Source organism: Streptococcus timonensis, from assembly GCF_047460355.1.
GTDB lineage: Bacteria > Bacillota > Bacilli > Lactobacillales > Streptococcaceae > Streptococcus > Streptococcus timonensis_A.
Genome location: NZ_JASHGL010000001.1, coordinates 475686 through 489312, shown reverse-complemented (window position 1 = coordinate 489312; position 13627 = coordinate 475686). Strand labels below are relative to the sequence as shown.

At 33.2% G+C, this 13627-nt stretch carries 21 protein-coding genes and 2 pseudogenes; all 23 read left to right on the top strand.

Features of this window, described 5'->3' with window-relative positions; all coding sequences use genetic code 11:
• Nucleotides 1–30: 30 nt before the first annotated feature.
• The 23 genes and pseudogenes from QM941_RS02575 to QM941_RS02465 all read left to right on the top strand — a co-directional run bounded on the left by QM941_RS02575 (nt 31) and on the right by QM941_RS02465 (nt 13624).
• Entirely contained in the window at nt 31–576 is a 546-nt protein-coding gene (locus QM941_RS02575) for a cation:proton antiporter (protein WP_340279555.1), read from the top strand.
• A gap of 48 nt (nt 577–624) precedes the next feature.
• Nucleotides 625–957 carry a hypothetical protein gene (locus QM941_RS02570; RefSeq protein WP_414338515.1) on the top strand — a complete coding sequence of 111 codons (333 nt, stop codon included), beginning with the start codon at nt 625–627 and terminating at the stop codon, nt 955–957.
• A 157-nt stretch (nt 958–1114) separates the two neighbouring features.
• Nucleotides 1115–1681 carry a glycohydrolase toxin TNT-related protein gene (locus QM941_RS02565; protein WP_414338887.1) on the top strand — a complete coding sequence of 189 codons (567 nt, stop codon included), beginning with the start codon at nt 1115–1117 and terminating at the stop codon, nt 1679–1681.
• The gene (locus QM941_RS02560; RefSeq protein WP_414338512.1) at nt 1675–1914 is read left to right on the top strand and encodes a hypothetical protein; all 240 of its coding nucleotides are present in this window, start codon (nt 1675–1677) and stop codon (nt 1912–1914) included. Before QM941_RS02565 ends, QM941_RS02560 begins: the two co-directional genes overlap by 7 nt.
• A 183-nt stretch (nt 1915–2097) precedes the next feature.
• Entirely contained in the window at nt 2098–2997 is a 900-nt protein-coding gene (locus tag QM941_RS02555; protein WP_414338511.1) for a hypothetical protein, read from the top strand.
• 195 nt (nt 2998–3192) lie between these two features.
• Entirely contained in the window at nt 3193–3516 is a 324-nt protein-coding gene (locus QM941_RS02550) for a DNA polymerase III (RefSeq protein WP_414338508.1), read from the top strand.
• A gap of 73 nt (nt 3517–3589) precedes the next feature.
• Nucleotides 3590–3823 carry a hypothetical protein gene (locus QM941_RS02545; protein WP_009352453.1) on the top strand — a complete coding sequence of 78 codons (234 nt, stop codon included), beginning with the start codon at nt 3590–3592 and terminating at the stop codon, nt 3821–3823.
• Nucleotides 3824–3945: 122 nt separating this feature from the next.
• A complete protein-coding gene (locus QM941_RS02540; RefSeq protein ID WP_414338505.1) occupies nt 3946–4338 on the top strand; it encodes a hypothetical protein in 393 nt (130 codons plus the stop codon).
• Nucleotides 4339–4380: 42 nt separating this feature from the next.
• Nucleotides 4381–4491, top strand: a pseudogene (locus QM941_RS02535) (type IV secretion protein Rhs); the annotation flags it as partial.
• Between the two features lie 3 nt (nt 4492–4494).
• Nucleotides 4495–4716, top strand: coding sequence for an RHS repeat-associated core domain-containing protein (locus tag QM941_RS02530; protein ID WP_414338884.1), 222 nt, complete (start codon nt 4495–4497; stop codon nt 4714–4716).
• A gap of 126 nt (nt 4717–4842) precedes the next feature.
• On the top strand, nt 4843–5187 hold the full coding sequence (locus QM941_RS02525; RefSeq protein WP_414338503.1) for a hypothetical protein: 345 nt from the start codon (nt 4843–4845) through the stop codon (nt 5185–5187).
• Nucleotides 5188–5539: 352 nt separating this feature from the next.
• On the top strand, nt 5540–6076 hold the full coding sequence (locus QM941_RS02520) for a hypothetical protein (protein WP_414338502.1): 537 nt from the start codon (nt 5540–5542) through the stop codon (nt 6074–6076).
• A gap of 237 nt (nt 6077–6313) precedes the next feature.
• Nucleotides 6314–6778, top strand: a complete 465-nt coding sequence (locus tag QM941_RS02515; RefSeq protein ID WP_414338500.1) for a hypothetical protein — start codon at nt 6314–6316, stop codon at nt 6776–6778.
• A gap of 62 nt (nt 6779–6840) precedes the next feature.
• Complete coding sequence (locus QM941_RS02510; protein WP_045615747.1) at nt 6841–7161, top strand: RHS repeat domain-containing protein; 321 nt, start codon at nt 6841–6843, stop codon at nt 7159–7161.
• A gap of 77 nt (nt 7162–7238) precedes the next feature.
• A complete protein-coding gene (locus tag QM941_RS02505) occupies nt 7239–7625 on the top strand; it encodes an ankyrin repeat domain-containing protein (RefSeq protein WP_368387379.1) in 387 nt (128 codons plus the stop codon).
• Between the two features lie 39 nt (nt 7626–7664).
• Entirely contained in the window at nt 7665–7883 is a 219-nt protein-coding gene (locus tag QM941_RS02500) for an RHS repeat-associated core domain-containing protein (protein ID WP_414338882.1), read from the top strand.
• Between the two features lie 189 nt (nt 7884–8072).
• Nucleotides 8073–8810: an ankyrin repeat domain-containing protein gene (locus tag QM941_RS02495; protein ID WP_414338496.1), complete on the top strand. Its 738-nt coding sequence runs from the start codon at nt 8073–8075 to the stop codon at nt 8808–8810.
• 277 nt (nt 8811–9087) lie between these two features.
• A pseudogene (locus QM941_RS02490) lies at nt 9088–9297 on the top strand (RHS repeat-associated core domain-containing protein); the annotation flags it as partial.
• Nucleotides 9298–9663: 366 nt separating this feature from the next.
• Nucleotides 9664–10569 (top strand): hypothetical protein, encoded by a 906-nt coding sequence (locus QM941_RS02485; protein ID WP_414338495.1) that lies wholly within the window; start codon nt 9664–9666, stop codon nt 10567–10569.
• A 291-nt stretch (nt 10570–10860) separates the two neighbouring features.
• Complete coding sequence (locus QM941_RS02480) at nt 10861–11547, top strand: hypothetical protein (protein ID WP_414338493.1); 687 nt, start codon at nt 10861–10863, stop codon at nt 11545–11547.
• A gap of 49 nt (nt 11548–11596) precedes the next feature.
• Nucleotides 11597–11959 (top strand): cytochrome C biogenesis protein, encoded by a 363-nt coding sequence (locus QM941_RS02475; protein ID WP_414338492.1) that lies wholly within the window; start codon nt 11597–11599, stop codon nt 11957–11959.
• Nucleotides 11960–12092: 133 nt separating this feature from the next.
• Nucleotides 12093–12656, top strand: a complete 564-nt coding sequence (locus QM941_RS02470) for a DUF4303 domain-containing protein (RefSeq protein ID WP_414338489.1) — start codon at nt 12093–12095, stop codon at nt 12654–12656.
• Between the two features lie 350 nt (nt 12657–13006).
• On the top strand, nt 13007–13624 hold the full coding sequence (locus QM941_RS02465; RefSeq protein ID WP_414338880.1) for an RHS repeat-associated core domain-containing protein: 618 nt from the start codon (nt 13007–13009) through the stop codon (nt 13622–13624).
• Nucleotides 13625–13627: the final 3 nt, after the last annotated feature.

Below are 13627 nucleotides of genomic sequence, written 5' to 3'. Positions count from 1 at the left end.
CGGCGTATATGATTAATGAAAGGATGAGTTATGAATATAGAATTGCATATTGAAAGAGTACAATCTCTTTTAGATCAAATGGATCTACAAAAGAAATGTAAATTTGCAGCTTGGTGCTGTAATGCACTGATCATTGAGAAAAAAATTAATGAAAATTTGACTAAAATAACTAATTCAAATGTGAACTACCAACTCTGTGATGCTATCATTAAAGCTGGTTGGTATGATTTCTCCCAAATAAATATTGGAATCTCTCAAAAAGCTATAGAAGATATAAATTGGGATGATGATGATCCATTAAATGATATGATAGAAACACAAGGAACTATAGAATTATTAGCTTCGATTCGAAATATGTTACTAGGTATACAACAAAAATCATCTGATAGTTATTACTTTGCTGCATGTGCTGAAAACGTAATTAACTGGAAAGATGCTTTAGCGAATTTCTCATACTCCGAAGATGACAAAATAGAGGACGAAAATTTAAAACGTGAATATGAAATTCAATTGTTATTTTTAGATGATTTAAGAAATAGTATAATTACCTTACAGGATATTAAGAAATATAGATAAATGGATGCAAGCCTGAGTAGACTATTTAGAAAGATAGGAGTTGAGTTGATGGAGTCTGAGGAATTAACTTCTAAAATTTTGCTGGAAAGTGTTTTAGAATGTACAAATTTTGTAGTAAATGAGGTGCCAAATTTATACAGTGCAGTAATGGAGAGATTAAAGCAAGACGATGAAGTATTCTTTATGAATTTTGTTGAAGATGAGGATAATCAGGATGATTATTATGGATATGTCTATAATAAAACAAATGGAAAAATCTACGAATATGCGTTCCATGATGACAAATTAGTGAAAAATAGGAAATTGTCTTTTATTGAAAAGAAAATTGGAGAGTTAACAACGAAAGATATTCTTGAATTACCTATAATAGATTTACTGTAATCTAGATATACCTATGATTGGTCTCGTACTTTTATGTAAGCAAGTATTAGAAAGCCTAAGCCTGTATGAGATCTCCAGTCCCGACGTAGGATATGTGCGGAACGCACGCACGCGGTTTCTGCTTTTCAGGCGACCTCACAACCTCCTTTGAGGCCGTCTGAAAGAGGAAACCAAGGTAACGGATAGCGCATACCAGCCGTTCCGCCTGCAAAACCAATATGCCGACCGTGAAACGGGGCTGCATTACAACTTCTTCAGGTATTATGAGCCTAATGCGGGTCGGTTTATCAATCAGGACCCGATTGGGCTTTCAGGCGGAGACCATCTATATCAGTTTGCGCCTAATACAAATAAGTGGCTTGATGTCCTAGGTTTAAATAAAAATCTGCCCACACCATATTGGCCTCCTAATAGAGGCGCTTTAGGTGAAGTGAGGAGTATTACACTTCCGGTTGGCACTCTTGTTGATAGGTATGGTTATCCAGGAGGAACATTTGTGTCTCCAGTAGGAACACCATACCCTATGAGAGTCTTACCTCCTGGTTCTAATCAAAAGCCTTATACCATATATAGGGTACTGAAACCAATTGATAATATAGCTGCAAGTAAAATTATGCCGTGGTTCGGAGAGATTGGATTAGAGACACAGTATGAATTGCCAAAATCTGTTAAATCATATATAGAATCTGGGCATCTAGAAGAGGTGGAAATAGGAAAATGTTAAAAATTAATGAATTGAATTCATACCTTAAAAGTAAAGGAGTACCAGAAGATAGTTACTCAATCAATGAAGTAAATGATGAATCATTATGTATTATTGAAGAAAATAAAAAATGGCATATATTCTATTCTGAAAGAGGATTGAGAACCGAAGAATATTGTTACCAAGATGAACATTTGGCAATTCTATATTTTATAAATCGGTTATCAAAAATGTTAAATTTTTCTTTCGAATGAAAAAAAGCAAACTGTAGCCTGTATGAAACTTTTAATTATGATATGGGATATGTGCGTAACATACACGCGGCTTCTACTTTTTAAGCGACATCTAAATTTTCTCTGAAGGCGTCTGAGCTATCGATTCTTTAACAATCTCATTACTATTAGCAATGGCATTCTATCTAGAGGTCGTTTTTTCTGATGGCTGAGAAGCTAATTGACATAGACAAATACAGGAAAGGATATATTATGTTGAAAATATTGAATAATTCTTTGGATGGAATTGTATTGGGTCAAAAAAAGGCTGACTTTGATGATGTTATTTTAAATAATCCTAATTATTCATTAGAGTTTAATAAAAAACACAAGATACAATCTGATTCAGAATTGATTACTGTATCCTCCTTGATGAATTGTGATGAATTTTTCTTAAATGGAAAAGTTATTAATTTTTCAAATCTTGAAAAATTTTTAGAAGAGGAGGATCCTCTAATAGAAGTTTCAGATGAAGAAAATTATTTTTATATTTTTCCAAAATATAATTTAGTTTTATATGTTGACTATAAGGATAATTTGTTTCTGCAGGTATTAATTTACGATGAGAGTATAAGAGATTTATATGATAATAAAGGTAAAAAGTACTCAGACTTTCAAAAAAGTAAACTTAAAAACCCAACTTTAAATCATGATAAATTATTATTTATTCCTTATAAGAGCATAGGCGATTTTGAATTAAATTGTTCTCTATCAGATGTTATAAGAAAATATGACATATCAAACAATGTTATCCCGAAGGTAAAAAATATTATAGAGATAAACAATTTTGTACTAAGGTTTGATAATGAAAAGTTAACTGAGGTTACAATTTTCAATGATAAGAAAGTAGAGCTTGCAATATACTATAATGAAATCAATATATCATCAAAAAAAGGGCTTGCTGAGCTATTAAGTCAATATGATGTTATTGAGAGAACGAAATCTAAATATCTTTTCAAAGAATTAGGTCTAGTTGTAGAAAAAGATCTGTCCGAATTTCGTTTTTTTGAACAATCATTATTAAAATTTTGGGTAAATTTGCATAGACCTATTACTAGCTGGTAATCACAAGTAAGCCATAGCAAACCGTAGCCCACACAAAACCTTTAGTCCTGACGTAGGGTGTGTGCAGTACGCACGCGGTTTCTGTTTTTCAGACGACCACTGCCAAACCGCCTAACCCGAAGACGACGCACAGCCTCACTTCCGTCACCTTCAGATGAATTATTTGAAATTATTCGATTACCTTAGGAGATTATCATGGATATAACACTATTTAATTTTCGAACATTTTGGGAAGCAAATGCTGATGAAGATTATCGTGAAGATATTATCAGAATGTCTATTGCACTTATGACGTTTCTCAAAAACAATGACTTACTTGTTGATATTGACCCATTTAATGAGGATGGCTCTATCAAAGAAGATTTGATCATCCGAAAATCCAATGTAACCGATGAAGGATTCCAATTATTTGTTAAACCAGTAAATAACTGGTGGAATGCTTTGGATAGGGGAACTCCTCCCGAGAAAGTTACTATTTTGGAGAATGGGTTGAAAAAAATTCGTGCCACGAAAAAGTAATTTTATATTTTCAGACGGCCTCAATATCTCTTTTGAGGCCGTCTGAAAGACATTGTTCGAGGAGGACTATATTATGGAAATTAAAAATAGAGATGACTTTCTAGTTTTTTTAAAAGAATTCATTACTGAAATTCATACAGAAGATTTTGAAAATAATACACTAGATAGCTTTTTAGAAGCCATGAAAAATTGGATTGAAGATATGGATGGATACTATAAAAATATAGGTATGAGAGAATATAACGACAAAACTTTAAATTGGAGTATGTTAGCAGACATTTTGAATGCCTCACGAATATATGAATAGCGAGTTCAGTCTACTATAGTTTAGATTGAATTCCAATAAAGAGGACCATTAATCCAAACATCTCAAGAACAAGCCATATTCAATAAAGTTGGTCAATTAGTTTCAATTCGGGGGAAATTTAAATGAATAAAAAGTATAAAGTGAGTCCTGAATATATCAGACTTTTTCTTGAACTATTACACGAAGGTATAGATAGCAAACTTGAAGACTTATCAGGTCTGAATTTGGTTAATCGAGATAGCGTAAAGAGATTAGTCAAAGAATATCTGTACCCCGAGTATCAAAATTTTACAATATCAACCCAATTCAGAATTAAAGAAAGTTTGAGATTTGGATTAAATTTCTGGACAGAAGAACGACTACATGATCAATTTCCTAGTACCGACGCAGCCTTTGAAATACCTCAACAAATGACCGCAAAAGAACTTTATAAGCAAATTTGGGATGATATGTTTAATAATGAAGATATCACTATTTCTGATATAACAAAATATCAGGAATCGAACCAAAATTAGCAAACTATAGCCCCCATGAAACCTCCAACCCTGACGTAGGGTATGTGCGGTACGCACGTACACAGTTTCGCTTGTCTAACCCACATCAACGAAGTGGAAGAAAGCGGCAAACAAACCCACTACTTCCACTGCGACCAAATCGGCATCCCGAGAGAGATGACCGATAAAGACGGCAACCTCTTGAGATTCGGTAACTATACGGGCAAAGGTCGTCTGAAAGAGGAAACCAAAGTAACGGATAGCGCTCACCAACCCTTCCGCCTGCAAAACCAGTATGCCGACCGTGAGACGGGGCTGCATTACAACCTGATGCGCTATTATGAGCCTGATGCGGGGCGGTTTATGAATCAGGACCCGATTAGATTACGGGAGAACTAATTTATATCAATTTGGATTTAATACTACCTTATGGATAGATATTTATGGTTTATCTGGTACTCTAACAATTCACTCAAGTGGTAGATCTTCAGGTTCTTCATCATTAAATTCATCAGGAGGTTCATTATGAAAATTAAAGTAATTATCCCATTTCTTATGAGTATATTATCATCTGGTTGTTCGTTAACTAATAATGAAATTGATATTAATGACATTTGGAATTTTAAAATTACTATTACTGGAGCTCAAGAAAATAGACAGGCTCATTTGACAGGTTTACTTGGCAATAGTGCAATGGGAATATCAAGTATGGAAACTACTATTTACAATGACAATGAATTAAATGTTGTTTTATTTCAGAAACTTGCAGGATCAAAATATTCTGGGAAATTAGACAAAAGAATTATTATTGGCAAAAATATTAGCAAAGTTACTTTTGGCTCTGCAAGGGAGATCATATGGAATAACTAACTAGCCTAGACAGAATCAAACTCCAATACTACCTGTAAAATATAAAAGGGTTATTTGAAATACATTTTTAGATAACCCCATCCCCAACAGGAGCACTCCATGGCCGACTCCACCCGCTCCGCCTTCCGTTCCACCCATCCCCTTTCCACTGGTCGAGGTGGAAGACGCCAACGGATGGGTATTCTCGCTGAACTTCGGCAATGTGGCTGATGAGCAGTCGCCCTAGTTGGAACTGTTGTTCTAGTTAGTGTTTGTATATATTCAACGGCGGGAGTATGTGGTGCTTTTGTGGTAGGAGGAAGTCTTGTAGGAACAATGTGAAGTTTAATATTGATATAGGAGCATGATAATTATGAGCAATAGCGATTTTTATATACAAAATATGATTGAAACTTCTTTAGAACAAGAAGATTTCAGTCAAATAATTATACTACTAGATTCGCTACCATCTAAAAATATACGTAGAGCATTGTATTTATTATCAAAAATATTCCCAAATAAAATAGAAATTACTGAGAATGAATTTAAATTTATTAAATGTATATTATCCAATAATAAATTTATAGTAGTTCAAAGCATCTCTGATTTTCTGAGAGCAATATCTATACTCAACTTTAATGACCTACAAAAACAGGATATTTCTGATTTGATTTTTCAAAATCTAAATATTTTAAGCAAAAATTGTGATTTTGAGTTAAATATACTAATAACAAAATTAATAGAACCCAATAAATTTTTTATGCAAGTTGAGAAATTTAAAAATGATTTAGATGATTATTCAAGAAAATATTTATTAGATTTTATTTTTTACGAGAAAGAATATCTTGAAAATGGCTTTAATGAAGATGAAATAAATGATTTCATAAAATTTTTGAGCTACCCAAGATAAAATAGCAAGCCGTAACCCGAGCAAAACCTCCAGTTCTTACGAACCCTTGGCACAGGTCCACAACCGGACCAACGAAGAAGGCGAAAGCGGCCAACAAACCCACTACTTCCACTGCGAGCAAATCGGCATCCAAAGAGTGATGACCGATGGCTAGAGAAACCTGGTTTGGTACGGCGAATACACCGTATGGAACAATCACTATAAATATAAAAGTTATCTAACATAATGGAGATAAATATGCCCTTCCTAAAAATTCCCTATAGAGATTATCCAAAAGAAGGATTGTTCAAAAAACTTTATCGTGAAAATATCTATAAAATAGAGGAATTCAAAGATGAATTTAAGTATTATGAATATACCCCAATAGAGAAAATTATTATTGATGAACATAATTTAGTACCATTCATCTTTTTTTCACCAGAAGGAATAAATTATTTAATGCCTAAAATTATTGATAGCATCAGTAATGGCATTAGAAATGATGATATCCCAGTAAATATAGAAGAATTTATTATAAATATACCTACCGCCGAAAACATCATTCATGCTTTAAATCTCTTAAAAAAAGATGAGCTTATAATTCTTAAAAAGTATTTAGAAAAAATATTATTTGGGGGCTCATCAAATTTGATACAGCAAATAGGTGAACATTATTTATTCAGAAGTATTGAATATCTCGAAAAGTTAATAAATAATTCCTAAATCTACTTATTATTTTGTTAATCGAATACATAAGCTAAGGTTTCTAGAAAAATAGTCTTAGATTGGTTAAAGGTCTAACAATCTTGCAAGGTCGTCTAAAAGAGGAAACCAAGGTTACGAATAGCAATCACCAATCCTTCCGCCTGAAAAACCAGTATGCCGACCGTGAAACGGGGCTACATTACAACTTCTTCAGGTATTATGAGCCTGATGAGGAACGGTTTGTGAATCAGGAGCCGATTAAATATTTGGAGGATGCAAGTTTTTATACTTATGCATTTAATATCACGAGTTGGCTAGATTATTTAGGATTAAATCCTTTTAAAATTTATTCTTGTTTACGACAAATATTTAACAAAGCAAATAAAAAAGTAAATAAATGATTGGAAAAACAGATTAAATGTTTTAAAAGAAAAAGCAAAAGCTGAATGTTCTAGATAAAATTGTTTGGAGAGTAAATATGAATAATCTTTTAACAAAACTTTTTTTGAAATACCAAGACTACCCTAGTTTTTTTAGTAGTAATCCTATCACCTCAGTACATGACTTAGGTTCTATGGGAGAAACATTATTAAATTTAGCCGTTAATTCTCAAACTAAAAAAGATGTTATCTTGCTAATAGAAAATGGAGCTAATGTCAATCAACAGGGCGAATTAAATTTTACTCCTATTCAAAATGCTTGCCTTCACGGAAATATTGATATTATTGAAATTCTTTTAAAGAATGGTGCTAAAACAAATATAAAAAATGAGTTTGGATATGACGCAAAGCATTATGCAACGGAAGAATATCATGATAAAAAAAAATCTAAAGAGATAATGAATTTATTGAGAAATTATAAGTAATTGATTAAATCATATTAATGGCGAGCCAACAAAACCGTAATAAGGCCGCTGCACTACAACTTCTTCAGGTATTATGAGCCTGTTGCGGGTCGGTTTGTGAATCAGGATCCGATTGGGTTGTCGGGTGGGGAGAATTTTTATCAGTTTGCACCTAATACAAATGTCTGGGTTGATCCATTAGGATTATCCGTACAATCAGAGAGTGCTCAACGTGGAATTGATAAAGCAACTAAGTATTTAAAAAGTAGAGATTTTTAAATTTTATCAGATCAAGTAACAATTAAAGTTCTCGATAGAACAGGGAAAAATTGAAAAAGGTCCGAATTCGTCTTGATATAGTCGCAATGAAAGATAGAAAATCTTATTTTATTGAGGTAAAATATAATACAGGACGATTAACGAAAGGTCAAAAGAAATCAAGGGTATTCAATTGTTGTGAACATTATTATGAAAAACTTAGAAATTAAAGAAATTCTAATAGATTTAATATTATCTATTGACGATAAAGAAAATTCATATAAGCTTAATACATTGCTTAATGAAGGATTAGATCCTAATGTATCATTCTCTTTTGATGAGTCTGACTCCAATCAGACTTTATTAGAACATTGCTGCCGTTTTGGATTAACGAACTATGTCGACATTCTCATTAAGCATAACGTTAAATTAGATATACTTACAGAAGATAATGAAACCGTACTACATTTATTAGCGTATAATATTTTAGATAACACCTTAAAGGAAAATAGCAATAAAACCTATAAAAAAATTATAAAAAAACTGAAATACTTAATTAATCATCAGGATAACGATGGAAGAACTCCATTAATGCTTGCTATAAAATCTGGAGATAAAGATAAAGCCAACTCACTAATAGAAAACGGAGCTAATGTGAGTATTGTTGATTATTGTGGCAATAACTGTCTTCATTTTTGCTTTATGGAAAACCATTCAATCAACTTGCAACTAGATTTAATTGATTTATTAATTCAGAAAAATGCTGACCCTTTACAAACTAATAAATTAGGTTTATCACCCATCAACTATTACTTAAAATTACACCCTCCCTTATGCCAAACACCTTTTTCAAAAAAGAAAGTAGGGAATGAAGAACTTTTTGTAGAATCAGAAGAAGGTATTTCACCAGGGAATATGAATATTAGAGATACTAAGTACAACACATAGGCATTCCCAAGCTCTAACGCCCCCGTCCCCCAACAGGAGCAAGCCGCCATGGCATTCAATAAAATCGCCTGTAAAAGCAGCGACTTCAGGTTCGTCTTTACCGTCCCCGATTTCTGCTGGCCGCCCTCTCCTGCTCCTCCAGCCGCACCGCCCTAGCCGATGCGCCATTCTTCCTCGATTAAAATCCGAAAACGCTATATCGTGCGTACCGGCGATATGTTCCATATGAACGGCAAGTTCAGCAAAAGACTCCACCCTAAAACCTTTTTGTCCTGATACAGGGCGATTTGTTAATCAGGACCCGATTGGGTTGGAAGGAGGCTTTAACGTTTATCAGTTTGCACCGAATGCTCAAGATTGGATAGACCCAAGTGGAAATATAGCTTTTGTACCAATTCTGATTGCAATGGGAGTGGGCGCACTCACGGGTGCGGCAACTGTTGCGGGTATGCAGGTCGCTTCTAATGTGATTAATGGTAAAGATTAGAACGACATTGATTATGAAAGTGTTGCACTCTGTGCCGGTATTGGTGCGATAGCAGGCCTTGTATTAGGCAAGGTAGGTAAATTGGCCATAGGTAAATGCCGAAACGCTTTTGGTCCTTTTAGAAAATGGTATAGGAGAAAACCATCTTATAGTAGATCAGGAGGGTTTCGAACTAATAACTCTATTTCGTGGGAAGCTTCTCCGGCTAGAAATGGTAGATATGTTAACCAAATAGGAAATCCCAAATTGCGTCAATTTAATCAGTATATACGCAATAAAAGACTTCCTCCAGGTCGATTATGGTGGAGGACACGAGACCCTGGACATTTCAATATTAAAAGGTAAATATATAAATTAAGGTGAACTATGTATACAAAGATTAAAAGAGAGAGCAGTGAAAAAGAGACACAAAAAAATTTGAAAACTCTTCTGAACATAGTAAATAATTCTTCTTGTTATCGTTGTTTTCTTGGTACAAGTGGTCAAGATTTAGATTTTTTTAGAAAGCTAAAAGAAAATACTAAAGTTAATTTAGTATGGAATGGTAATTTTAAAAAAGGAATATTAGGATTTTTATTGGGATTTATTCCTGATCGCATAGGAATAGTTGAATTTTTAAAACCAATTGATGAAGTTTTTTTTGAAGATACTTTATATGACTGCGGCCCTTCAACAGTATCTATAGTGATTATGAAAGATCAAGATAAAATTCAGGACTTTATAAAATCATTTCAAGCTTCGCCTGTTCCAGATGATTTTGAAGCAAGCGTACTCAAAGACCCCTACGCTTTAATCTACACTATTGGAATTAGTGATATTGATGATGGTATTAATCTTGAAGAGATAGTTACTATGACAAGTTTTTGGGTGGATAGATTAATAGATTCTCATGAATATATTATTAACGATAATAGAAATATTATACCAATTATTGTAATTGATAGTGGAGACGTTAGTCTATTTGCCGATATCAAAGATGCTGAATTATATTTAGAACCAGACGATGTCAAACAAAATGCTTATGAAATATTTAATAGAAATGGAGATTTATTAAATCCGATTATATTAAAGAAGAGTAAAAAATTTCTTTTTGGTACCTTTGTAAAGGAGAGTATACAAATAATGCCATGTATCCCTAATATAAATAATAAGGAATACCTCTTGGAATTATTATTAAAATTTTGTGATAATGTTAAAATTGAAGTACCAAAAGGAATTAATTTAAATAATTTAGTCGATAGGTTAATAAAAGAAATTGGTTTTACTAAATAATCGTAGTGTCAACTTTTAGAAGAGCAAGTGTAGCAAACTGTAGACCGAATGTAGGGTGCGTGCCCCAAGGTACGCCCCCAGTTTCTTCTTTCAATGGCTGACCAGGCCTTCTGAAAAACTTGTTAGACGGCGTAAGTAATCATATTTTTTAATAACCCGATTTACACGGCTTCTGCCGCGACGGCTATTAGGAACAACTATTATTGAAGGCAAAGCTGCACCTCAAGGTTTGGGGTTTCCTGGTGGACAAACACAAAAATATACTAATGACTTAGAAAGGTTAATAAGACAATGAATCAGGAGCAATTTTTAAAAAAGATTAATATTGTTTTAGTCGAAATTGATAAAATGATTAATAATTGTGATGAATATAGTTATACAAATAAACAGCAATTGATTTCTATAAAAAATGAACTATATGACATGATTAATTATCTAAATTCAGAAAGTATTTTTCAACAAAAAAAAGGAAAAGAATTTTTATTGTCTCGGATAGTAATTGATTCTTGGCCATTTAATAATGAAGTTGGTAAACTCCTTGTAGAATTAGAAGAAGATTTCAATTCTTTGACAAGAATAAAAATGTCTAAGTTAAAAATATCGAATGAAACTCCTTTAGAATTTCAAGAAAAAAATTTTTTTGACGAATGGGAAGTCAGTTACCTTGATTTGATGGAAGTAAATCAAGGTTCTCCCTTAGTTGGAAGTCTATCCATTAACGGTCAAGTTATTATTAAAGAACAGGGTTTTGGAGGGCCTTTGTTGTATTTCAATAAAAAAATATATATTCCTGTTTTCATTAGACGATTTTGGGTTGTTGGATTTAGGCTTGCAATATTAAATTTAGATGATTTATCCATTGAGTATATTGGAGGTATCGAAGACTTGGTTTATTTGAAAGAGATAAATGATAATAGAATTTATTTCTATACAGATATATATAAAAGCACAGAAAAGAATTTAACTTTATATGAATAAATATATCTCAAGAATATACTGTAAACATCATAACCAAAGGAGGACTTCCATGTTAATTAAAGTCAAAGAATTTATTCAAAAGTATTGGATAAGTATTTTAATTTCTTGGTTTTTCATTTGGTTATGGATGGCTTATTATGGGGATAACACGATAGTTAAGTTGGTCGTGTTTCCGATTATCTCTTTCTTTCTAGTTATTTTATTTCATTTGGAATTAGAAAGAAAAAATATTAAATATCTATCCATAATTCAAATGTTAATTGGGATGTTACTGGGATTAGCTATACAAATCGAAAGTGAGAGTTTTATGCTCCTTGAAGGATTGATATTCGGAGGAATTTGGGGATTAACAACACCCTTTTGGATTAAAATATTTTTATTTTTAAGAAAAAAGATAGGAAATTATGTATAATAAAGCTCAAACAGATAGATACATGAGTAAGTAATTAACTAGAATTGGTGGTAAGGTTTTTGGAAAAACGGATCACGTAGTAAATGTTCATAGAAACTGATTGATAACAAAAATTTATAAAAGGAAAATTAAAATGAGTATTTTAAGTAATTATATAATTCAAGATTTAATTCAGAATGTATATAAAGGAGTTACAGAGACATTTAACTATGTATTAGAGAGATATAATTCTAATGAAGTTTTTGCCTATACATTATATATTGATGACTATTGTTCATATCTGGGTTGGGCTGCTAACACTATTTCTCACTACGAAATAGAAAAAGTAAACTACCCAAAAGAAGATCAGCCTTTTATTAAATGGTATTACCCTCAATTTGCAATAGGACTTGGAGAGGTTCCTGAGAAAATAGATAGTATATTCAATAATGAGATTCAAAATATTCTTAATGATGCAAATACATTAATATCAGAAGATAATTTTGAGCAATATCAGGCGGAAGTATATGATTCAATTATAGAAGGATTTAAAAAAGCGATAGCAAGTGTAGATAAGGAAAAAACAAAAAATGTCATATTTTTTGTTTCTATTGCAGATAGTGATAATGCTGAAATTATGGAAAATTATTCTGCTGAACAACTAAATTCATATGATAAATTTCTTACGTTCAAAAATAGATTTCAAAGCAAGCCGTAGCCTGCATGAAACCTCCAATCTCGACGTAAAGTGTGCGCGGTACACGCGCACAAGGGTTCTGCTTTTCAGACAGCCTCGATGAGGAAATCCACTTCGTCTGGGACGGAACTAGATTACTTCAGGAGTACACCTACAAAGGCAACTACACCTATATCTACACCAACCAAGACAGCTACGAACCTTTGACACAGGTACACAACCGGACCAACGAAGACGGCGAAAGCCACCAACAAACCCACTACTTCCACTACGACTAAATCGGCATTCCAAGAGAAATGACCGATAAGGACGGCAATCGGGTTTGATTCGGGGATTATTACGGTTGGGGTAAACCGAAGAATGAAACCAACATATCCGGAACTGATCACCAACCCTTCCGCCTGCAGTACCAATATGCCGACCGTGAGGCCGGGCTGCATTACAACTTCTTTAGGTACTATGAGCCGAACGTCGGTCGGTTTGTGAATCAGGATCAGATTGGATTGATGGGAGGGACAAACTTTTATCAGTTTTCGATGAATGTGCTGGGATGGATTGATTCTTCTGGTTGGGCTAGAACGGAAACTATTGATCCTCCATATGATATTAAACACAAGTTTCGATTATTGGCTAGATTCCGCAAACGTAAAAAAATGTCTAAGGCAGGGTCTGAAATAGATGTGCATACAGCTACTCGTTTAAAAACCGGTGGTCGAGTGTTTTATGGACATAATGGACACGGAATAGATACTACTTTTGACAAATTCAATGCTATTACTAAGACACATGCAGAAGGGCACGTTACTCAAAGAGCTTTAAATGATGGTATGAAAGGCAAAGCAAAAACAGCTGATATTTATGTTTATAGAGAATTATGCCCATCATGTGGTAGAAACAATGGTATTGGTTCGTTAGCTAGAGAGTTAGAGATTAAGTCAATTAATGTACATACACCTAGTGGAAGTAAAAGATATTTCCCACCTAAATAAGGA